Origin of the sequence: Nocardia vaccinii NBRC 15922 (assembly GCF_001613305.1) — a bacterium.
GTDB lineage: Bacteria > Actinomycetota > Actinomycetes > Mycobacteriales > Mycobacteriaceae > Nocardia > Nocardia vaccinii.
In genome coordinates this window covers 239,907-261,517 of record NZ_BDCC01000009.1, presented here as the reverse complement: position 1 = coordinate 261,517, position 21,611 = coordinate 239,907, and the positions used below count along the sequence as shown (strand labels likewise).

Below are 21,611 nucleotides of genomic sequence, written 5' to 3'. Positions count from 1 at the left end.
ACGTGGTGATCAGGAAGCCCGAACGTGAAGAGCCGGGCGGGATCAGATGGCGGGCAGATCCAGGCTGGAGTTCTGCTTGGCGATCTGCTGCTGGAATTCCTCGTCCTGCTTGGAGTAGTTGTCGGCGGCCTTCATCAGGCTGTCGACCGTGTTCGACAGTTTGTTGTTCATCGCCTGCGCCTGCTCGTAGTAGCGCTCCATGAACTGATCGAAGGCGGAACGAGCCTGACCGCTCCAGCTGGCGGTGGTCTGTTCCTGATCCGCCTTGGTGGATTGGATGTGGGTGATCAGTTTCTGATGCTGGTCCTCCATGTTCTTGGAGAACGTGTTCATCTGATCGACATTGGCTTCGAGCTTGCCAGCCACGGTGTGCTCCTCTCGGGTCAACGATCTTTCGGCCGTTCGTCTGCCGTGATCGGTATGTCTGGTTGGACGTGTACGACGTCCGTTCGGTTCCACCTACTTCTGCCCAAGTATGAAGGGCACCCCCCAGGCGATGAAGCCGATCTGGTGTGCTCACGTAACGCGAGATGCCACGATGTGGACGCCATCCCACCCGTGCCGTCGGAGCAACCGGCTCTGGTACCAGGGGCAGTCGAGGCCGCCGAGGCCTCGAATCCGAACCCTCCTTCCCCTTGAAGTCCGGCCGGGACGGCCGGAAGTGCGAACCCCGCCATGCCGAAGGGACTCGATCGCCTACAGGTAATTGGACGCAGCATGCGCTGTTTCGGTTCCATCGATCGTCGAACGAATTCTTCCGATCGAATTGTGCGCGACGGGAATCGGCCGCCGAGACACCCCCTGCGGCAGGCATCGCACGATGACAGCGTATGTCCTCCTTCCCCCGAGGTGCCGCTGTACCCAGCTGACGGGCATGACTGCCGCTTTACCCTACCAATCGCGAGGCACGGGGGCCACAGGTGCCGACCCGCTCGCCGTCCGTGGGACGACCGGCCGCCGCACCGTAGGGTAGGTTCGGCACGTCGTCACCGGAGAGTTGGTCGGGTAGCTGAAGTGTCCACGATGCGTTTCCATGTCGTCAATCTGCCGCATACGCAGACCACTCGGGCATATTCGCCGTGTGCCTACACCCAGAAGGTGCGCCGGTTCTGCGACATGATGTCCGGGCTCGGACACGAGGTGTTTCTCTACGCCTCGGAGGAGAACGAGGCGGCCTGCACCGAACTGATCACCATCGTGACCAAGGACGAACAGCGCGAATGGTTCGATCACAACGACTTTTTCGACGGCCCGATCAACATCACCTGGGGTAAGAACGACAAACACTGGGTCATCACCAACGGCCGGGCCGTCGCGGCCATCGCCGAACGGGCGAAGCCCCGGGATTTCCTGTGCATCATCGGCGGCACCTGTCAGGAGGCGATCGGCGCCGCGCTGTCGGACCTGATGGCGGTGGAATTCGGAATCGGCTACAGCGGTGTGTTCGCGAAATACCGTGTGTTCGAAAGTTATGCGTGGATGCACGCTGTACACGGCGCACATACGACGCTGCCCGGAATCATGAGCGATCGCGGGCGATTCTTCGATCAGGTGATCCCCAATTACTTCGACGTGCCGGACTTTCCGTTCTCCGCGGAGAAGGACGACTACTACCTGTTCATCGGTCGGCTGATCGAGGCCAAGGGCTATCAGATCGCCGTGGACACCTGCCGCGCCCTCGGGCGTGAACTCGTGATCGCCGGCGCCGGAACACCACCGGACTTCGGCGAATACGTCGGCGTCGTGGACGTGGCCCGGCGCGGTGAGCTGATGAGCCGGGCCCGAGCGGTTTTCGTGCCCTCGCTGTATCTGGAGCCGTTCGGCGGGGTACATGTGGAGGCGATGTTGTGCGGGACTCCGGTCATCACCACCGACTGGGGTGCGTTCAGCGAGACCGTACAACAGGGCGTCACCGGATTCCGGTGCCGCTCCCTGCGCCAATTCTGTGATGCCGCGGACGCGGTCGACGAGCTGGATTACCAGGCGATCCGCGATTACGCCGTCGGCCGGTTCTCCACGGATGTGGTTGCGGCGCAGTACGAGGACTACTTCCGCCGCCTGGAAACCCTGTGGGGCGACGGCTTTTACACGTTGTGATTCGCGTGCCGGGGTCGGCGTCTCACTGAATGTGCTTGCTCAGCACCGGAACCAGCTTGCTCAACTCGGTCTTCTCCGAATCGGCTCCCCAGTTGCGCATGGCCGACACCGCGGTCGGATCGTCCAGCGGGATCACCGTGGCGTTGGACGCGCTGATCTCGTACGGCAGCCCCAGCAGACCTCCGCCCCCGGCGGCCTTGTCGCTGCGTACGGCGATGATGTAGCTGCCATCGGCGGTGTTGAGGGAGTCGTAGTCGCTCATCGGCTTCGGTGAGGTCTCGTTGCCGTGCTCGACGTAGCTGAGGTTGTAGACGAAGCCGAGCCCCTGCAGGAATTGGGTCTGCGGGGTGCCGCCGAGGTATATCGCGACCTTGTTGCCGTCGGAGATGTCCACCATGGTGATCGACTTCCCGGCGAAGGCCGGATTCTGCCGCTTGGCCTCGGCCACCGAGCCCGGTGCGGCCGCGGCGCTGGTCGTGGTGCTGGGACCGGCCGGTTGGTTGTCCTGGGTCACCCAGATCCCGATTCCCGCGGCGACCGCCACCACGACCACACCGACGACCGTCGGGATCAGCCACCTGCGACGACCGGGCGGCTTGGCCAGCAGTACGGACAGATCCCGTTCTCCTGGAACGGGATTTGCCATCCGGGCGTCGGTATTGCCCTGTGCGGCATAGGAACCCGAGATATTCGTACGCGGGTCGGTGGCGGGCCGACCGGGCACCTGGATCGGATACGTCGGCGAGGTGGAGGTGCGCACCGGGTTGTAACCGGGGACCAGGGCGCTGGTGGCCGCGTCGGTGAACTCCCGGCAGGTGTTGAACCGCTCGGCGGGATTCTTCGCCAGCACCCGGGCGAAGACCTGATCGATGACCGGGGGCAGTCCGGGGTTCAGGGCGGTTGCCCGCGGCGGCGGTTCGTACAGATGGCCCATCATGACCATCGCCGGTTGCATTGCGGGATAAGGGTTCTGGCCGGTCAGCAGCTTGTAGAAGGCGCAACCGAGACTGTAGATGTCGGCGCGGTGATCCACCGGATCGCCCTGCAACTGCTCCGGCGGGGCGTATGCGATCGTGGCCACGAAACTGCCGGTCTGGGTCAGCTCGCCCGGATCCTCGGTGGACTTGGCGACACCGAAATCGGTGAGCAGTACCCGTTCCTCGTCGTCGCCGTCGCCGGCGGACAGCAGGAAGTTGGCCGGTTTGACGTCGCGGTGCAGCAGGCCGCGGCGGTGCGCGTAGTCCAGGCCGCGCCCGACCTCGGTGACGATGCGCAGCGCCCGCAGCGGCGTCATGGCATGCCGGTCGCGGGACAGTTCGGCCGAGGCGTCGGTGCCCTGGACGTACTGCATCGCGATCCAGAGCTGCCCGTCCTCCTCGCCGCGGTTGTACACCGAGACGATATTCGGATGATCAAGTCCCGCGGCAAGATTGGCCTCGCGTTCGAACCGGCCGCGGAATTCGGCATTGGCCGACAGTTCGGTGCCGAGCACCTTGATCGCGTCCATGCGCGGCAGACTCGGATGTTTGCCCAGATAAACCGTGCCCATACCGCCAGCGCCGAGCACCCGCTCGATCCGATACCCACCGACGATGGTGCCGGGACTCATCGCCATCTGTCACAAACTCCTGGTCGATCGGGGTGAGAGGGTGCCGGTTCCGGTCGGATCGTGCTCTGGCGGAGCATACCGGCCCCGCCGGAGCACGGTCGAGCTACGGTTCCCATTGACTGTTGGCCAGCAGTGCGTATTGCGCGGCGGCACGTTGATGCGCATCGATCAGCTGATCGGATTCGACGTAGCCGACGTAATTGCGGTACGCGACCATACAGGTGAAGCGTTTGCGATCGGTGAAGATATCGGTCTTCGTATCGTTTTCCACGCAGGCCGAATCGGAGATCTTCGGCACCGCGGCGGCGGCCGATCGATGCGGTTGCGGGGTGAGCTGGTCGTGCACGGCCTTGTCCGCCGACGCGTCGTCCTTGGTGCGGACCACCAGTGCGGCATCGCTTCTGGCGAATTTGACCGCGTTCATCGCGGTGAAGGTCTGCTTCGCCTGCGCCCGGTAAGTCATGTAGTGCATGACGCCGCGCGGGCCGTAGACGGCGTTCTCGTCCTTGAATCCGATGGTGGTGCTCTTGTCCGGATTCAACGCCCGGCTGATCATGTACTCCGGGTCCCAGTCCAATCGCACGGTGTCCTCGTCCGAGATCGGCCGCAGTTGATCCAGGACCGGGAATTCCGTGTCGTAGGTCTTCTGGACGAGGGTGGTGAGATTCTGCTGATCGGTTGTGGGCGTGAAGGCCACCACCGCCGCCACATAGGAGCCGTGCGCCAGGAACGATCGGACGACGCCGCTGCCGGGTCGCCAATTCGCGTGTGCGCCGGGGTAGTTGGCGATCGGGAGTGGCTGATTCCTGGTGACGCCGATATCGGCGTTGGAGAAGTCCGTGGCCGCACGCCCGGCGGTATCGGCATCGGGGAACTGCATCACCAGCAGATCGATGGCGGTGGCTTTCTTCGACGACTCGGAAGGCCAGTCGGTGAGATTCAGGAAGGAGTCGGTATCCGATCCCACGGATTCGAAGCCGAAATACATGTTGTCGCGCTTGGCGACCGCGGTCATGGCGGGGCTGTTGCCGAGTGAGTCGGCGATCACGCCGCTGGTGAAGGATACGGAGTTCAGACCCCTGCTCAGATGGGGGTCGATATCGTAGGCATCGACCACGTACTCGCCCAGACGCAGACCACCGACCTGCAGGCCGTGCAGCAGACCCGGCGTGGCGTCCAAGTGGAAGTCGATAGGTTCGACCGGGTAGGGGCCGATATCCAGGGTGCGGACATCGATTTCGGCCGGTAGGGCGATACCGTGGTCCGTCCCGCAGGAACTCAGTGCGACGACGGCCGCGATACTGCCGAGGATGGCGGTGCAGGTGCGGGCGAGGGATGTCGTGATCATTTCGCCCTCACCAGGATCGCGTACTGCGCCGAAATACGTTGCTGCGCATCGAGAAGTTGTTCGCCCCACGATTGCGCGGCATATCGTCCGTAGGCGACCGAGCAGTAGAAGTGCACCGCTGCGAGCACGGGACCGTGGTATTGGCGGCATTTGGCGATCGGAAGATTCCGCGGCGGCGCTGCGGATTTGAAGTGCTTGGCCGGATCGCCCAGTTGATCGCGGACCTCCTTCGCGCCCTTCGCGTCTCGGGCTCGATAGAGGTTGTTGCCGTATTCGGCATACAGATCCACGCCGGCCTTCTGGAAGACCTTCTGATCCGCGACCGGATCGGTGGTCCAGCCCAGGGCGGCATGCGCGTGGAAGACGACGGGCGGATTCAGCCATTCACCCGTCGCCGCCTTCGGCCGGACCATCGTGCGGCCGAGCATGCCTTCGATATCGATCGGCTTGTCGGCGAGTTCGTTCGCCGGGGTCGGCGTGTATTTCGAGACGGCCGGGACGATCGTGTCCAGGCTCTTGGTCACCATGGCGACCAGCGCGGGCAGATCGGTGTGATGGAACCAGATCTTCGTGTGGTCGTAGTCGGAGGTGAATACGACCAGCTTCCCGGTGGCGTACCAACTGTCGATCGACTGGTCGCCGGGCTCCCAGTGTGCGTGTGCGGCAGGATATTTCGGGATCGGTACCGGCTGATTATCCGGTTTGGCGACGAAATCCCGGTGTTCGAGCGCGGTGGCCGCGTCGGCGGCCTGCTTCTCGTCGGGGAAGAGCAATACCGCGTTGAGCAGTTCGATACCGTCGTTGTCGCGGCTGTCGATCCCGTAACTGATATATCCGCTGATGAAATTGGGGGCATCCTCGGCGAAGTGGTCGAAGTCGCCGAAATTGTGCAGCTGGGTATTCTTCGGATCCTCGAAGACGAGGCTGCCGGAATTGCCGCCGTAGGTCAGGCTCGGATCGATATCCATGGCCAGCGGTACGACGTCGCCGAGACGTTCGGCCTCGAAATCGCGGGCCTGAAAGGCGTTCTTGGGCTTGCCCATATCGTGCGGAGTCGCATCGTAGGGGCCGAAATCCAGTGTGGCGAGGTCGATCACGGGGTCCTGCGGTGCGGCGTCGTGTCCGGAGCCGCAACCAGCGGCGCAGGCCGTGACCAGCAGCATCGCCGCCACGAACACCTTCGACCTGCGCATAGTTCCCCTCCCGTGGGACCGGCCGTCGCGCGATCCGCTAGGCCACGGCCCGCCGGTAGTGTACACACGGGGGCGCCTGCCACTGCCAGTGATTTGCCGCCGTGCGCGAACCGGCTCACATACTGTTCGCCAGCAGTGCGTATGCCGCCGAGGCCTTCTCTTTCATATCGGATTGGTCATTGCTGATGACCACCTCGACGTATCGCCCGTGCGGAATGTAGCAGCGGAATTTGGCCGAATTCGAGTGCACGGCGGAACTGCCGAGCTGCAGGCATTTCGCGCCGGGGAGTTTGTCCGGTGCGTCGGTCGGGCTGTAGGCCGATCCGGAGGCCGAGACCAGGCCGGTGATGAGCCGGGCGCCCGCCGCCGCGTCCCGCACCCGCAGCACCGTGCTCGTATCGGCGATGGCGACGGCGTCCAGACCGGTATCGGCGACCAGACGCTGCCTGGTGGTCTCGTCCTCGGCGATGTTCACGAAATCGTTGGGGCCGTAACTGGCGAAGCGGTCCCGATCGGGGGTGTGCTTATCGCGGTCGCGCACCACGGCGCGGGCGAGCAAACCGTCCGGATCGACCGGCAGGCTGGACAACAGGTCCTTCGGGGTGGCCTCGAATTCGTCGAGTGCCGGGACCTGTGCGTCGAGCGCCTTCTGCACCCACGCCTCCAGATCGTCCTGCTCGGGCCGGGGACGCTGGATGAACAGCGAGATCACGAAGTTCCCGTGCGCCAGGAACGCGCCGACGTTGGAGATGCCGGGACGCCAATGCACCAGCGCATCAGGGTATTTCGACAGCGACAGCTTCTTGTTGATGTCCGGGGCGACGCCGAAGTCGGCGTCCTCGAGTTCCCGCGCGGTGCGCTCGGCGGTGGCCGTATCCGCGAAACGCATCACGAAATCGGTGACCGAGGTGGTGTCGGAGGTGGAGATGGAGGTGCCGGGCTCATCGGGCCTGTCCGCCCCCGAGGCGGTGTAGCCGGTGAGCAGACCCTCCCTGTCCAGGATCGGCTTGGACACCGCGGCGAGCAGGCGGGTGGTGGCCTCGGTGTTGTTCAGCACGATGTGGCCGCCCTGCCCGATCTTCAGGGACGGATCGATCGCTACCGCGGGCACCACCGCCCGGGACATCCGCATACCCTCCACCACCGCGCCCTGGTCGTCGGCGGTCTGGCGGTAGGCGTGTTTGTCGACCGCGTAACTACCGACATCGAGTGTGCGCACATCGATCTCGCCCGCTACCGGGGTGCCCTTCACCCCGCACCCGGCCAACACCGCGACCGCGGCTGCCGCGGCGAATGCGATCCCTGCGCGACGTGTTGCCTGAACCATCGGCCAGCCCCCGTATCTCCAGCAATCTGCTCACAAATTACCGGACCGCCGGTGCTCGCGGGAACAGTCCGCGCGCCGCGATGATGCGGATGCGAGACCGCGAGAACCGGTCCGGGGATCGATGCGCATCCGTTGCTCTAACCTGGTGCGTGTGGTGACGACCGCATACCTGGTCCGCGGAGGCCGATTGCGTTGAGGGATCGGCAAGTCGAGGTTGTCCCGGGCAACCATGTCGTGGTCCGGGTAGCGGGTGCGCTCATATTGGCCGCCCATCGCGGCCCCGGGCCGGTGCGGGAGGAGTCGGCCGCGATGCGCGTGGCCGAGGCGCTCTCGCAGCTGGTCTTCGAGGCGACCGAACAGGAGCCCGGCGGACCCGGCCGTCTGGTCGCGCGGGAGGCGACGAATTGGCTGATGCGCGACGCCGAACAGCTCAGCCCCGGCATGCCGGTCGGACTGGGCATCCTGTCGCAGGCCGAGACCGGCGGGGTGGCGATCTTCCTGCACGGTGCGGTCACCGCGATGCTGGTCGGCGCCGACGGCGTCGAATACCACCGCGGCGGGGACGCCGCGTTCACCGTGGATCGAGTGGCGCCGGCACCCGCGCGGGCGGCCGCGATCTTCGCCGACGAGGAATCGGCCGGCGATCCGGAACTGCCCGAACGCGGTATCGGCGCTCTGGGTGAGGGCGTCGCGCAGGCGTCCGGTGCGGTGGTCTGGTTCGAGGGACGGCGATCACGGGCACGCGACCGGGACGAGGACCAGGCCGGGCAGCACCGTCCCGCGCTGACCGGATCGGCCCCGTTCGTCGATGAGCCGCAATCGGTTTCGAGTTCCCACGTCGATTCGCTTCGCGCCGAGACGCAATCGCCGGTAGTGCGGCCGAGTGACGACTCCGTGCCGCAGCCGCCGCCCCTGCCGGGTGCGGGTCCGGATGGTGACTTCGCCGTGCCACCGCTGCCCGGCCCGGGGCCGGGTGGCGATTCGGTCCCGCCGCCGCTGCCGTCCGCTCCGACTCCGCCGCCGCTGCCCACGGTCCCGCCGCCGCTGCCGAGTGCCGGGCCAGATCTGGCATCGCGGCTGGCGCAGACACAACTGGGTCGGCCGAGTTCGATTCCGCCGCAGCCCGGTCCGGAGCCGTTCGACCGCAGTGCGGCAGCCGGTGTCCGGGTGCTGGGATTCAAATGTGCGCGAGCGCATCCCAGCGATCCGCGATCGGCGTTCTGCACCGTTTGCGGTATGCCGGTGGATCAGACCCAGCCGCCGTCCGAGGTGCTGCGTCCGGCCCTGGGCGTGCTCGTCCTCGATGACGGCACCACGTTCACACTGGCCGCCGACGCCGTCCTCGGCCGCGATCCGCAGAACTCCGATGCCGCCCAGCGCGGCATGACCCCCTTCAAGATCGAGGACAACTCCGGCGGCATGTCCCGCGCCCATGCCGAGATCCGCCTGATCAACTGGGACGCCACCATCGTGGACCGCGGCTCCACCAACGGCACCCGCGCCCGCCTCCCCGGCTACCAGGACTGGATCCACCTGATCCCGAACCAGCCATTGGCCATGATCCACGGCACCGAACTCATGCTCGGCAACCGCGTCCTGCGCTACGACCCCACCGCCCCGCCGCCCTTCTGAAGCTGAATCTCGGCTATGCGTAGCGGGATTCGCAGGTCTGCTGGTTGCCGAGTACTCCGGCGCGGAAGGCGTCGACGCGGGAGAAACCGCTCGGGACGGTATTTCCCGCGATATCGCTGGCGGCCAGGCCGTCGCTCAGCAGGCCGGAGACGGCCTTGTCCAGGTCGCCGGGGGACAGGGCGAGGTCGCCGTTGGCCACCGTGCGGGTGGGGCTGGCCAATTTCGCGGTGATCACACCCGACAGGCAGGATGCGCGCAGGCCCGTCTTGGCGCCCGAGAGTTGCTGATGCAGATTGTTCTGCACCGCCAATGTGTAGCGGGAGATGAAGACGATGTAGGCGTTGTAGTCGCCGCCGATATGGGTCGGGAAATTTTCCTGATCATCGGTGTTCGCCTTCGCGCGGGCGGCGAGGGCGGACACGTCGGTGCCGATCGTGTTGGTCGACGGGCAGTAGGTGACCGGCTCGGTGTCCGTGGCGTCCGGGCAGCCCAATTTGGCGCCGCGATAGTCGTAGGCGGGTTCGGCGGGCACCGGCATGATCGAACTCATCGCCTTGCTCAGTTCGGTGAGATTGTGCTGGGTGACGGCCAATTCGCCGTGATCGGCATCGCTGCCGTACGACTGCGGGAGATTCTTGCGTCGGCGGGTGATGTCGTTCATATCAATCGCCGCGCAGCCTTTCGGACCGTCGGTGAAACCGATCTGCACCGCGGTCACCCGCTCGAAGGCCGAACCGTGCACCGAATCGGGATCGCTCGGATCGGCGTCGCGGATCGCCACCGTCGCGGCCAGCACCTTGTTCAGGCCGTCCGCGGTGTTGATCGTGAAATGCCTTGCCGCACCTTCGGCCACATGCCGCATGAACGCCCCGGCGAAGCAGTCGGCCTGCTGTTCCTTGACGATCACCGGCGTGCGGCCGGTGACGAGTTCGGCCATGGTCTGTACGGCGTGGCCGTACTCGTGGGCCAGCACCATCACCACCGACATCTTGCCGAATGCCTTCGTCATCCTCGGTAGCAGAACGCCACGGTCCCAGCCGATGGAATTGTCCAGGCGGCAGTAGGCGGCGTTCACCAGATGCAGGGTGGTCTGCTGGCAGAACTGGCTGTCCTGCGTCTGCGTGGCATCCCACGAGTAGAACTTCGGGACCGGTGTGAAGGAACCGCGGAAATCCGTGGAATATTGGCTCTGCCAATAGCTTTGGATGTCGTCGATGGCGTCGAGCGCCAATTTGTCGTACTCGCCGCCGATCGCGCCGTCGGCGGTCAGGGTACTGTCCGGAACGCCCGCGCGCGGCCCGCTGGGGCCGCTGGTGGTGGGCAGGCCGGCCACCTGGAACGGATCCTCGTAGATCGAGACGGCTCGGCCGTCGACGGACGAGGTACAGCCCGTCAATGTGAGGACGGTCAGAACCAACGCGGAGACTGCGGTTGTCACCTGGAGCTTCGCCACACGTACTCCCTCCCCTGGGCGGTCACGGTTCAGATACGGGCCCGCACACCCTATGTCGGTGGGAAATTGTGGTGCCCCGACACCCGGGCTTTCGCATAGTATCCGGCACATGTCATCACCGGGGGCGCAGAAGATCACCGTGCGCCATGAGGGAATCGATCGGGGTTTCGAAGCGGGGCAGCAGATCACCATCGGCCGGGCGCCGGAGGTGACGCTGTTCGTCGACAGCCCATTGGTTTCCCGTGTGCACGCGACACTCAGCTGGCAGGGCAGTACTTGGGTGCTGGCCGACAACGGCAGTACCAACGGCGTATTCGTGGACGCGCAACGGATTACGAGTCCGGTTGCGATCGGGCGGACGATGCAGGTGCGGCTGGGGGACGCGGTCACCGGACCGCTGCTGCAGCTCACACCGCAGGCGGGGCAGCGTCCACAGGCGCCGCCGCAGCAGCGGCGGGGGCCCGCGCCGCAGGACCGGCAGTCCGGGGCGCGTCCGGTTGCGCCGCTGCCGCCGCAGAGTGTGCCACCGGTGCCGGGGCAGGTGATGCCGCCACAGGCCGGGCAGGGGCAGGCGGTTGCGCCGCAGCGTCCGCCGATGCCGCCACAGCCACCCGCACAGCAGCGTCCGCCCGCGCCGATGCAGCGCCCGCCGGCCCCGCCATCGCAGGGGCAGGCGGTTCCGCCGCAGCGTCCGGCCGCACCGCCGCAGGTTCAGGGCTTCGCGCCGCAGGACCGGTCCGGTCCGATGCAGCGGCAACCGGCTCCGCCGCAGCAACATCCGATGACGCCGCCGCAGCAGGGCCCGCAGTCGCAGGTCCCGCAGGCCCAACAACGTCCGGCGCCGCAGCGTCCGCCGGTCGATCGGCCGGATTACGCGCCGCAGCAACCACTTTCGCCACAGCATCCGGTCCCTCCGCAGTCGCCCGTTCCGCAGCAGCCGGTCGCTCCGCAGCGTCCGGTTCCTCCGCAGCAACCGATTTTGGCACAGCAACAAGTTCCGGCCCCGCAATCGGCTTCGGCCCAGCAACCTGCCGCGGCCGATATCAATATGACCGCGAAGGCCGACGCCTCGATGCTGCCGCCGATGCCGCCGCCGATGCGCGCGTCGACCTCCACCGCGCCGTTCGCCCGCGCGGACCGAATTCCCGTGGGCGGCTTGAACATCGGCCGCACCAGCGACAACGAGATCGTGGTGAACGATCCGCTGGCCTCGCGGCGGCACGCGCGCCTGGTCAAGGGCCCCGAGGGGCTGGTCATCGAGGACGTCGGCTCGGCCAACGGCACCTTCGTCAACGGTCGCCGCGAACAGCGTGTCGCCCTGCGCGAGCGGGATATCGTCACGATCGGCAACATCGACTTCCTGGTGCAGGAGGGCGCGCTCGTCCTGCGCCAGAAGCCGGTCGCCGAGCAGGGCCTGGACGTGCACGGCGTCGGTTTCACGGTCGAGGGCAACAAGCAGTTGCTGGTCGATGTGAACATGCAGGCCGGGCGCGGCACCCTGACCGCGCTGATCGGTCCCTCCGGCGCGGGTAAATCCACGCTGTCCAAACTCATCGCCGGAGCGACGCATCCGTCCGCGGGCGCGGTCACCTTCGAGGGGCGTAACCTGCACGCCGAATACGAGGCCATGCGCAGTCGTATCGGCATGGTTCCGCAGGACGACGTGCTGCACCGCCAGCTCACCGTGCGGCAGGCGCTCGGCTACGCCGCCGAGCTTCGGCTGCCCCCCGACACCTCCAAGGCGGACCGTCGCGAGGTCATCGACGGTGTGCTGCAAGAACTTTCGCTCACCGAACACGCCGATACGCGGGTCGACAAACTCTCCGGCGGTCAGCGCAAGCGCGCGTCGGTGGCGCTGGAACTGCTCACCGGCCCCGCCCTGCTGTTGCTCGACGAGCCCACCTCGGGTCTGGACCCGGCGCTGGACCGTCAGGTCATGACCATGCTGCGGGAGCTGGCCGACGCCGGACGCACCGTCATCGTGGTCACGCATTCGGTGGCCTGCCTGGACATGTGCGATCAGGTACTGCTGCTCGCACCCGGCGGTAAGACCGCGTACTTCGGTCATCCGGGCGCGGTCGGCACCTTCCTGGGCACCAGCGACTGGGCGGAGATCTTCGCCCAGGTCGCCGCGGACCCGGATCGCGCCTTCGCGAACTATCGCGCCAAACAGGCCGCGGTACCGCCACCGCCACCGCCGGCACCGCCCGGCGACCAGGGCAAGCCGCCGAAATCCAGTGCCCGCAAACAATTCTCGACGTTGTCGCGGCGGCAGTTCCGGCTGATCCTGGCCGACCGCGGTTATCTGATATTCCTGGTGCTGCTGCCGTTCGTGCTGGGCGGGCTCTCGCTGGTGGTGCCGGGCACCAACGGTCTGGCCATCGGCCCGCTGTCACAGGTGAGCGACGGGAAGGGCAACATCATGTTCGTCCCCGACGGTGGCCGGGAGAGCGAACAGCTGCTGGTCGTGCTGATCCTGGGCGCATGTTTCATGGGATCCACCCTCACCGTCCGCGATCTGGTCGCCGAACGGGCGATCTTCCTCCGTGAGCGCGCGGTCGGGCTGCGCCCGTGGTCGTATCTGATGGCCAAGGTCGCCATTTTCGGCTTCGCGGCTCTGCTGCAGTCCGCGGTGATGGTGGCGATCGTCCTGATCGGCAAGAAACAGCCCGGCCACGGAACGGTGATTCCGTCCGGCAATGTGGAGCTGTACGTCGATATCGCGGCCACCGCCATCGCATGTGTGCTCATCGGTCTGGCGCTCTCGTCGGTCGCGAGGTCGAACGAGCAGGTGATGCCGTTGCTGGTGGTGGTGATCATGGTTCAGCTGGTGATGGCGGGCGGCGTGATTCCGGTGACCAATCGCGTCGTACTCCAGCAGATCGCCTGGCTGTTCCCCTCGCGATGGGGGTTCGCGGCGGGTTCCTCGACGGTCGACATGCCCGCACTGAATCCGCTCGACAGCAGTGCGGCCACCGATACGCTGTGGAAGCACACCTCGCATGTCTGGTGGCTCGATATCGGCATGCTGGCCGCACTCACGCTGGTCCTGATGATCCTCACCTGGTGGCGGCTGCGGCTGAAGAAGTCCTCGGCATGAACGGTATGAGCGTCAGTTGTTGTTGTCCGCATCCCGCGAAACGGCGGCGACCAGGCAGTAAACCTGGCCGGTCGCGCGTGTCGCCGAAGAAGAAGGCACACTTGTGCGTGTGACGGCTCGAGTTGGGGCGGTACATCTCGGATGGGATGTGGTGTCCGTGGCCGGCGGTGGCGGTGGTACGCCGATCCGCCCGGTCCAGGTGGAAGGAACATACACGCCGCCCGCGTATCTGCTGGCGGACGCGTCCGGTCGCCTGCATACCGCGGGCGCCGATCGGGGGCGTTCCGACCTGGGTATCGCCGTGGCCGACGTGCGGGACATCCTCGGCCACAAGCAGATCCGCATCGCGGGCGCGACCTGGCCCTCGGAACTGGTGTTCCGGGCGCGGTTGTACAACCCGCTGGCCGCCATCGGCAAATACGTGCGGGGCAAGCCGGACGTCATCGCGCTGCCGTATCCGGACGACTGGCCCGACGAGAAGATCGACGAATACGCCCGGCTGGTCGAGGAACTGGACGTGACGACCGAGCCGCTGCCCGAATCGGTCGCGTTATCGGGTTATGTGCGCGCCATCGGCCTGGTCCGCCCGCCCGATGCCAGTGGCCGGGCGACGAGCGCGACCGGCGTCTACTCCGACGGCCGGATGTGCCTGGTCGTCTCGGTGAACGGCGACGACGAGCAGCCCACGGAATCCGTCGGAGTGCCGATCGCCCCCGACGCCATGCGCGACGCGCATCACGCCGACAACGTGGTGATCGAGGTGATGGCCGCGGCCCGCTCGATCGGCGCGGACACCTCGCGGGTGCTGCTCACCGGCAATGTCTGCTTCAACGACGCGTTGCGACTGGCGTTCCAGAACCATCTCGGTCACCGGCTGCACGTGGCCGACCATCCGATGCACGCACTGGTGCTGGGTGCGGCGCATCTGCTGATCACCGACAGCGAATACGCCGACGAGGAGCCCGATCAGGGCTATGGGCCCGAGCCGGCACGCCCCGGCGGCCCGGGCCCGATACCGCAGGGGCCCGGACAGGCGGCGACGCCACGTCCGGATCAGGGTCGTCCGGTCGATCCGGGTCAGCATGGCGGCGGCCGCCCACCGGGCAATCCGGCGGGCGGATATTCCGGCTCGACCGGCGGGCAGGGTGCGGTGACTTCGTCCGCCGACCCGGCCGAGGAGGACGCCGTCGCGGCCGAGGGCGGGCGGCACGGCCGGCGAGGGCCGGAGTCGACGGGCCATCTCACGGGTGTGCGTCCGGGCCAGCAGGGTCCGCGGCACGCCGCGCCCGAGGAGGGCGAGCAGACCACCGTCATGGTGCACGACCAGGTGTCGAACGTGCATCCGGGCGTTCCCGCGATGGGCGGCCGGATGACCCGGCTGCCGGGTTCCCCGGCCGACACGATGCAGACCACCAGGATGGGGTCCGGCGGCGAACCGGCCGGTCCGCGGGCGCGTCATCCGGAGCCGCCGGTCGAGCAGCAGGGTGAGCAATCCGGCCGGGTGTGGAACAAGGTGAAGGACAACCTGTTCGGCGCTCCGACGATCGTGGGCGCGGTCGCGCTGGCGGCGATGGCGGTGCACATCGGATCGGGTCCGGGCAGTGTGAATCGGTCTGGCCTCGCGTCCGGGGTGCGGGCGGCGACGGATCTGGTGATTCCGGCCGGTGCGCCGCAGGGCTGCCCGGATATTCCGAACGCCGACGTGGAGCCGGGCCCGGGTATCGAGTCGGCGGAGAGCTGTGCTCGGTTCGGCATCGACAACCTGCACTATCTGGTGCCGACCGTGCCCGATGACCTCGACCAGGGCCCGCCGCTGCACGTCTGAACCGCGCCCGGTGGTCCAGGTGAGCACCGACGCCGGTGGGGTCACGGGTCCGATTTCGGGGGTGCGATGCCGGACTGGTATCGTTGCCCGCTGGCGTGCGATACGTCGCGAGTTCATCGCTTCGTGCCACGAGTCCCGGGTCTCCGCTGGCCGCCGGGGTCGCTCGATCGTCCGCCGGGCCGGTAGAACACCACGACAGACAGGGAAGAACTGTGCCTACGTACAGCCCGAAGGCAGGTGACGTCACCCGCCAGTGGTACGTCATCGACGCCACTGACGTAGTGCTCGGCCGCCTTGCCGTACAGGCAGCGAATCTGCTGCGCGGCAAGAACAAGCCGACCTACGCCCCCAACGTGGATGGTGGCGATTTCGTCATCATCATCAACGCCGACAAGGTTGCCGTCTCCGGCAACAAGCGGCAGGACAAGCACCTGTACACCCACTCCGGGTTCCCGGGCGGCCTGAAGTCCCGGTCTGTCGGGCAGCTGCTCGACACCCGTCCCGAGCGGGTCGTGGAGCGCGCCGTGAAGGGCATGATCCCGAAGAACAAGCTCGGCAACAAGATCGCCGGCAAACTCAAGGTCTACGGCGGCCCGTCGCATCCGCACGCGGCCCAGCAGCCCATTCCGTTCGAGATCAAGCAGGTGGCCCAGTGACCGCTCCTGAAGAATTCAACGAGGAATATGTCGCCGAGGACGGTGCTGTGGAAGACGCCGCAGTCGAGATCGTCGACGAGGGCGCCGGTTACGAGGAGTCCTACGAGTCCGCCTCCGTCGCTCCGATCGTGATCGACCGTCCGGTGCAGACCGTCGGCCGCCGCAAGGAGGCCGTGGTCCGGGTGCGCCTGCAGCCGGGTACCGGCCAGTTCGTGCTCAACGGGCGTCCCATCGAGGACTACTTCCCGAACAAGGTGCACCAGCAGCTGGTGAAGTCCCCGCTGGTCACCGTCGAGCGGACCGAGTCCTTCGACGTGCACGCTCGCCTGGTCGGCGGCGGCCCGTCGGGTCAGGCCGGTGCGCTGCGCCTGGCGATCGCCCGTGCGCTGATCGAGGTCACTCCCGAGGATCGTCCCGCTCTGAAGCGGGCCGGCTTCCTGACTCGTGACCCGCGTGCGACCGAGCGCAAGAAGTACGGCCTCAAGAAGGCTCGCAAGGCTCCGCAGTACTCGAAGCGCTGAGTCTGGATTTCTTGGCCTCCGCTTCGCTCCAGCGTGTTCGCGGCCCCCGAAGTCTCACCGCTCGGCCCCGTGTCGGGTACTCGTGCTTGCGCCCGTGGCCTCCGCTTCGCTCCGGCGTGTTCGCGGCCCCCGAAGTCTCACCGCTCGGCCCCGTGTCGGGCACTCGTTCCTCGCACCCGCCACGCGTCCGAGCGGCGAGACGGGCCGCGAACCTCGGGGCTGGCGGTGTCCGGGGTCGGTTGGCGTTTGCTGGCACTGTCGGCACGCGTCCGAGCGGCGAGACGGGCCGCGAACGGGCTTGTTGCCGTGGTGTCCGGGGCCCTGGACTCGCAGAGTGCCGGTCCGGCTCCCCGTCCGGTGCGGCTCGGAGTACGGTCGACTCGGCACCCGTACGAGAGCAGGCACCCGATCGGATCGTCCGCGATCGGATCGGGTGCCTGCTCTCGTGCTGTATCGACAACGGTTCCGCTGACCCCCCGACCCGGGTGCACCGGACGCCGTACGCAGACATTGAGGGGCATTTGAATGGGACGTTTGTTCGGCACCGACGGGGTCCGCGGGCTGGCCAACGGTTCGCTGGGTCCGGAACTGGCGCTACATGTTTCGGCCGCGGCGGCCCAGGTGCTCAGCCGCGGGAAGTCACGTCCGACAGCGGTGGTGGGCCGCGATCCGCGGGCCAGTAGCGAGATGCTCGAGGCCGCGGTGGTCGCGGGCCTGACCTCCGCCGGGGTGGACGTGGTGTCGGTCGGCGTCCTGCCCACGCCCGCGGTGGCCTACCTGACCTCGATCTACGACGCGTGCCTGGGCGTGATGATCTCTGCCTCGCACAATCCCATGCCCGACAACGGAATCAAGATCTTCGCCGCGGGCGGGCACAAACTCGACGACGCGATCGAGGACCGCATCGAGGAGTTGGTGCACCAGCGTGATTTCCTGCGGCCCACCGGCGCCGGGATCGGCCGGGTGCTGAGCCTGTCCGGGATCGACGGCCGGGTCGAGGAGCACTACAGCCAGGCCGGGACGCACGAACGCTATGTCGAGCATCTGGTGGACGCGACCGGTCGCGACCTGAACGGGCTGACCGTCGTGGTGGACTGCGCACACGGCGCGGCCTCGGACGTCGGCCCGGCGGCCTATCGGGCGGCGGGGGCGCGGGTCATCGCCATCAACGCCGAGCCGGACGGCCTGAACATAAACGACCGTTGCGGTTCCACGCATCTGGAAGTGATTCGCGACGCGGTGCGCGAATACGGCGCGGATCTCGGCCTGGCCCACGACGGCGACGCGGACCGCTGCCTGGCCGTGGACGCCACCGGTGCGGTGGTCGACGGCGACGCGATCATGGCGGTGCTGGCGATCGGGATGCGGGAGGCGGGCGAACTCGTGGACGACACCCTCGTCGCCACGGTGATGAGCAATCTGGGCCTGCACATCGCGATGCGGGAGGCGGGAATCACGGTGCGCACCACGGCTGTCGGCGACCGCTACGTGCTCGAGGAGTTGCGTCGCGGCGGTTACACCCTCGGCGGCGAGCAGTCCGGGCACGTGGTCTTCCCGCGGTTCGGCACCACCGGAGACGGCCTGCTGACCGGGCTGCGCCTGCTGGCGCGCATGGCCGAAACCGGCCGGAGCATGGCCGATCTCGCCTCCGTTGTCGAGACGGTGCCGCAGGTTCTGGTGAACGTCCCGGTCGCGGACAAGGTGGCGGTCGCGGAGTCCGGGGAGGTCCGCGACGCGGTGCTCGAGGCCGAGCGCGTCCTCGGTGAATCCGGCCGGGTGCTGCTGCGCCCCAGCGGAACCGAACAACTGGTGCGGGTGATGGTCGAGGCGACCGATCTCGATCGGGCCCGTCAGCTGGCCGACGACCTGGCCAAGCGCGTCGCGGCGGTGTGACCGCGGCGCCGGGCCGACCAGGCTTTCCGGTGCGTGATCGGTGATCGGAGAGCGTTTCGGGTCGGGGCCAAGTATGGTGGACTCGACTCATGATGCGACAGCGAGAGCTTGATTTCCGTGAGGGGGAACAGTGGACGCGCTGAAGCTGGATCCGGCGGCGATGGCCGCCTACAAGACCGTTGCCGACAATGTCTCGCAGCAGTTGGCCTCCGCGGCCGTGGCTGCGGGCGGCGCGGTGAATCCCGATCGGCTCTCGGCCGATCTGGGTTTGGTGGGAGCGGAGTTCGCGGCGCAGTTCACGGCCGCGGTCTCGCAGCATGTGCAGGCGTTGTCCACGGCGGGCCAGCTGGTCCACGCCTACGGACAGGTGCTGCGCGAGTACACCTCCGATATGCAGGATTCCGATGCCGGCACCGCGGCCGCCATCGCCAAGACCGGGGAGACACTGGTATGAGGCGAGCACCGCGGCTCGAACGGCGGCCGATCACCCCGCGCTCCGCGAGGCCGGCGGCGAAGACCAGCTCCGACGGTGTGGATCCGCCGATCATCGCGCGTCTGGTGCAGCCGATGCTGGCATTGCGCGCGTCGCTCGGTACCGGAGTCAGCGCGCCCGATGCGAGTATCGTGCGGGCGCTGACGAATTCGTCCACCCAGGCCGCCGATACCGAGGCACCGCACCGCGACGGTATGCATGTGCTGGAGTCGACCTGGTCGGGTCCGGGCGCGGATGCGGCCGTCCCGGCGTTGCGCACCACCCAGACCCAGATCGGCGACATATCCGATCGCGGCCCGCAGTATCTGGCGGTACTCGGCGACGCACAGTCCACCAGTTACCGGGCCGCGCAGAAGGTCGACGCGATCATCGCCGATTTCCGCCGCGACGCGCGCACCATCCTGAACAACGCCAAGGCCGCTCCCGACACCGATGCGGTGATCAACCGGGCCAGCCAGGCATTGCGCCAGGCGATCACCGCGGTCGATACCGCGAAGACCGAAATGGCCTCGCACACCTCGAAATTGAAGGCCATGGGTCCGCTGACGGTCACCACGCCGGTGGATCTGTCCACGAACCAGTTCTCCGGCGACAGCACGCCGAGCTACTCGAGCGAGGACGCGACCAATTCGAGCAGCTACACGCCGGACAATCTCTCGAACAACTACCACCCGTTCAACAGTGGGACTTCGTTCAACGGCACTGCGTTCAACGGCACCACGCCCGCGCTGTCCATGAACGGTTCCGGTACCGGTCCCCAGCTCGATCCCGCCGCGGCCGCGCAGTTGCAGTTGCAGGAGCAGCTCATCGCGGCGGGTGTGGATCTGGGGTCGTCGGCGATCAGCGCCGGGGTCAATATCGGCACCGAATTGATCGATAAGATCGCCGAGGTCGGTACGCATGCCATCGATACGGGCGCGCAGGTGGCCGAGCAGGCCATCCCGCAGCTGATCAATCCGAAGGCGAGTACCGACGGGACCAATGGGACCGGCGGCACGGACGGAACCGGCGGCGGCACCAGTTCGAGCCTGTTCGATTTCGGCGGTTCGCAATCCACGACCTCGGCCCAACCTGCGCAGAACTCGCATTCGATCCTCCCGCCGGACCAGGGCGGCTCGGATTCCGATACGCCCGCGCCGAGCGGCAGCAGTGCGCCGCCGGGTATGAGCGCACCGGCGCCCACGGCTAAACCGGTCCCGCAACCGGCGACTCCCGCGCCCGGTACCTCGGAGCCCGCGCCCAGCCAGTCCGGCCCGGCCGCGGGGCTGGCGTTGCCGCCGTCGGCGGGCACCGGCGGTGGTGATCAGAAGCCCCGGGACGGTCAGCTCGGTGTGACGGCTCCTGCTGCGGCGCAGATGGTCCCGACCGCCGTCATCGGCGATCTGGGCGATGACGAGATCTGATTCCGAGGAACCGGATCCCGGGCAGGACAATCCGTTCGACCTGGGTCTGCCGATGCTGCGTCCGCCCGAGCGGCAGCCGTCGCGCCGGCGTCCAGGGCGGCGCGGCACCCGACGGCGCCGACCTCCACCCGCGCGGCCCGCGCCGATGCCGATTCCCGGGACAGCCGATCGCTCCGGCGATTGGGAGGAATGGCTGGATCAGGGGGCGCGGCAACCGGATCCGCCCCCCGAGGCGCCCGCCGAGCGGACGCCGGTCAGGGAATACGATTACAGCGACGACGACGGTCCGGTTCGGGTTCCGCAGATCGTCGATCGTTCGGGTGGGAGCGCGGGTTCCCGGCTGCGCCGGGCGCGTTCGCGCCGAGCCGACGATCGTCGCCGCCGCGACAAGGTTTTGAGCCTGCTGATCCTGGTCGGCGTCGGCATCGTGATCGTCTCGGTGGTACTGACCGTGTTGCACACCGGCAATCGCAAGCACAACACCACCGCGGCGGCGAGTGTGCCCGCGGTGGTGGAGGATTCGGCTCCCCGCGTCACACCGCCGATGACCGCTGCGGCCTCGCCGGCGCCGATCGCGACCGCGGATTGTGAGCAGCGCCGCGATGCGGACGAGGTCTCCGGCACCGATCCCGGCGGCACGAGTTCGGGCCCCGACGCGATCCTGGCCTTCGAACGCGCCTACTACGTCCAGCGTTCCGGTTCGGCGGCCCGCGCGGTGGTCACCGACGACGCGACCGTGTCCTCGGCGTCCTCGGGCCCCTCGGCTTTTCCGGCCGCGGAGAGTATTCAACGTGGGATCAACCAGGTTCCCGTCGGCACCCGATACTGCGTGCAGGTCACCCGCGGCAGCAGCGACGGCAGCCAGTGGGAGGTCCGTCTCACCCAGCAGAAACCCGGCGAGCAGCCGCACACCTTCACCCAGATCGTCAGCACCCGCACCATCGCCGACCGCACCCTGATCTCCGCGATCAAGGAGGGCTGAGCGGCTCGGGCGTGTTCCTTCCGCGTGGCGGTCCGCCGTGATCGGGCGAGCCCCGGTCTGGCCCGAACCGCCGCTGGTG

At 67.4% G+C, this 21,611-nt stretch carries 16 protein-coding genes; 10 read left to right on the top strand and 6 right to left on the bottom strand.

What is annotated here, in order from left to right; genetic code table 11:
• Nucleotides 1–42: 42 nt before the first annotated feature.
• Complete coding sequence (locus tag NV1_RS05850; protein ID WP_157116597.1) at nt 43–366, bottom strand: WXG100 family type VII secretion target; 324 nt, start codon at nt 364–366, stop codon at nt 43–45.
• A gap of 657 nt (nt 367–1,023) precedes the next feature.
• Between NV1_RS05850 and NV1_RS05845 the strand changes: the two genes are divergently transcribed.
• Complete coding sequence (locus tag NV1_RS05845) at nt 1,024–2,097, top strand: glycosyltransferase (protein WP_169813291.1); 1,074 nt, start codon at nt 1,024–1,026, stop codon at nt 2,095–2,097.
• Between the two features lie 22 nt (nt 2,098–2,119).
• On the opposite strand, the gene NV1_RS05840 is transcribed toward NV1_RS05845, so the two are convergent.
• The 4 genes from NV1_RS05840 to NV1_RS05825 form a co-directional block, all read right to left on the bottom strand.
• A complete protein-coding gene (locus tag NV1_RS05840; protein WP_067886238.1) occupies nt 2,120–3,712 on the bottom strand; it encodes a serine/threonine-protein kinase in 1,593 nt (530 codons plus the stop codon).
• Nucleotides 3,713–3,809: 97 nt separating this feature from the next.
• Nucleotides 3,810–5,054 carry a DUF7373 family lipoprotein gene (locus NV1_RS05835; RefSeq protein WP_067886236.1) on the bottom strand — a complete coding sequence of 415 codons (1,245 nt, stop codon included), beginning with the start codon at nt 5,052–5,054 and terminating at the stop codon, nt 3,810–3,812.
• A complete protein-coding gene (locus NV1_RS05830) occupies nt 5,051–6,247 on the bottom strand; it encodes a DUF7373 family lipoprotein (protein ID WP_157116595.1) in 1,197 nt (398 codons plus the stop codon). Before NV1_RS05830 ends, NV1_RS05835 begins: the two co-directional genes overlap by 4 nt.
• Nucleotides 6,248–6,362: 115 nt before the next feature.
• Nucleotides 6,363–7,574, bottom strand: coding sequence for a DUF7373 family lipoprotein (locus tag NV1_RS05825; protein ID WP_067886232.1), 1,212 nt, complete (start codon nt 7,572–7,574; stop codon nt 6,363–6,365).
• 192 nt (nt 7,575–7,766) lie between these two features.
• On the opposite strand from NV1_RS05825, the gene NV1_RS05820 reads away from it, so the two are divergent.
• Nucleotides 7,767–9,206, top strand: coding sequence for an FHA domain-containing protein (locus tag NV1_RS05820; protein ID WP_067886230.1), 1,440 nt, complete (start codon nt 7,767–7,769; stop codon nt 9,204–9,206).
• A gap of 13 nt (nt 9,207–9,219) precedes the next feature.
• Here NV1_RS05820 and NV1_RS05815 read toward each other — a convergent pair whose 3' ends face one another.
• Entirely contained in the window at nt 9,220–10,659 is a 1,440-nt protein-coding gene (locus NV1_RS05815; protein ID WP_067886228.1) for a neutral zinc metallopeptidase, read from the bottom strand.
• Nucleotides 10,660–10,768: 109 nt separating this feature from the next.
• On the opposite strand from NV1_RS05815, the gene NV1_RS05810 reads away from it, so the two are divergent.
• From NV1_RS05810 to NV1_RS05775, 8 genes are all read left to right on the top strand, one after another.
• Complete coding sequence (locus NV1_RS05810; RefSeq protein ID WP_245713574.1) at nt 10,769–13,759, top strand: FHA domain-containing protein; 2,991 nt, start codon at nt 10,769–10,771, stop codon at nt 13,757–13,759.
• Nucleotides 13,760–13,868: 109 nt separating this feature from the next.
• Nucleotides 13,869–15,584: a hypothetical protein gene (locus NV1_RS45495; RefSeq protein ID WP_245713573.1), complete on the top strand. Its 1,716-nt coding sequence runs from the start codon at nt 13,869–13,871 to the stop codon at nt 15,582–15,584.
• Nucleotides 15,585–15,796: 212 nt separating this feature from the next.
• Nucleotides 15,797–16,240 carry a 50S ribosomal protein L13 gene (rplM, locus tag NV1_RS05800; RefSeq protein ID WP_040819166.1) on the top strand — a complete coding sequence of 148 codons (444 nt, stop codon included), beginning with the start codon at nt 15,797–15,799 and terminating at the stop codon, nt 16,238–16,240.
• Nucleotides 16,237–16,761, top strand: coding sequence for a 30S ribosomal protein S9 (gene rpsI / locus NV1_RS05795; protein ID WP_084525113.1), 525 nt, complete (start codon nt 16,237–16,239; stop codon nt 16,759–16,761). The genes rplM and rpsI overlap by 4 nt, the downstream gene beginning before the upstream one ends.
• 525 nt (nt 16,762–17,286) lie before the next feature.
• Nucleotides 17,287–18,654 carry a phosphoglucosamine mutase gene (gene glmM, locus NV1_RS05790; protein WP_067886225.1) on the top strand — a complete coding sequence of 456 codons (1,368 nt, stop codon included), beginning with the start codon at nt 17,287–17,289 and terminating at the stop codon, nt 18,652–18,654.
• 130 nt (nt 18,655–18,784) lie between these two features.
• The gene (locus NV1_RS05785) at nt 18,785–19,108 is read left to right on the top strand and encodes a hypothetical protein (RefSeq protein ID WP_067886223.1); all 324 of its coding nucleotides are present in this window, start codon (nt 18,785–18,787) and stop codon (nt 19,106–19,108) included.
• Nucleotides 19,105–20,550 carry a RodZ family helix-turn-helix domain-containing protein gene (locus tag NV1_RS05780; RefSeq protein WP_245713572.1) on the top strand — a complete coding sequence of 482 codons (1,446 nt, stop codon included), beginning with the start codon at nt 19,105–19,107 and terminating at the stop codon, nt 20,548–20,550. Before NV1_RS05785 ends, NV1_RS05780 begins: the two co-directional genes overlap by 4 nt.
• Nucleotides 20,537–21,532, top strand: coding sequence for a DUF8176 domain-containing protein (locus NV1_RS05775; protein ID WP_067886221.1), 996 nt, complete (start codon nt 20,537–20,539; stop codon nt 21,530–21,532). Before NV1_RS05780 ends, NV1_RS05775 begins: the two co-directional genes overlap by 14 nt.
• Nucleotides 21,533–21,611 lie beyond the last annotated feature (79 nt).

Bases quoted from the DNA above. Each gene is read 5' to 3' on its own strand.
- NV1_RS05835 (WP_067886236.1), bottom strand. From the start codon at position 5,054: ATGATCACGACATCCCTCGCCCGCACCTGCACCGCCATCCTCGGCAGT.
- NV1_RS05840 (WP_067886238.1), bottom strand. From the start codon at position 3,712: ATGGCGATGAGTCCCGGCACCATCGTCGGTGGGTATCGGATCGAGCGG.
- NV1_RS05780 (WP_245713572.1), top strand. From the start codon at position 19,105: ATGAGGCGAGCACCGCGGCTCGAACGGCGGCCGATCACCCCGCGCTCC.
- NV1_RS05825 (WP_067886232.1), bottom strand. From the start codon at position 7,574: ATGGTTCAGGCAACACGTCGCGCAGGGATCGCATTCGCCGCGGCAGCC.
- NV1_RS05810 (WP_245713574.1), top strand. From the start codon at position 10,769: ATGTCATCACCGGGGGCGCAGAAGATCACCGTGCGCCATGAGGGAATC.
- NV1_RS05845 (WP_169813291.1), top strand. From the start codon at position 1,024: ATGCGTTTCCATGTCGTCAATCTGCCGCATACGCAGACCACTCGGGCA.
- NV1_RS05830 (WP_157116595.1), bottom strand. From the start codon at position 6,247: ATGCGCAGGTCGAAGGTGTTCGTGGCGGCGATGCTGCTGGTCACGGCC.
- NV1_RS05775 (WP_067886221.1), top strand. From the start codon at position 20,537: ATGACGAGATCTGATTCCGAGGAACCGGATCCCGGGCAGGACAATCCG.
- glmM (WP_067886225.1), top strand. From the start codon at position 17,287: ATGGGACGTTTGTTCGGCACCGACGGGGTCCGCGGGCTGGCCAACGGT.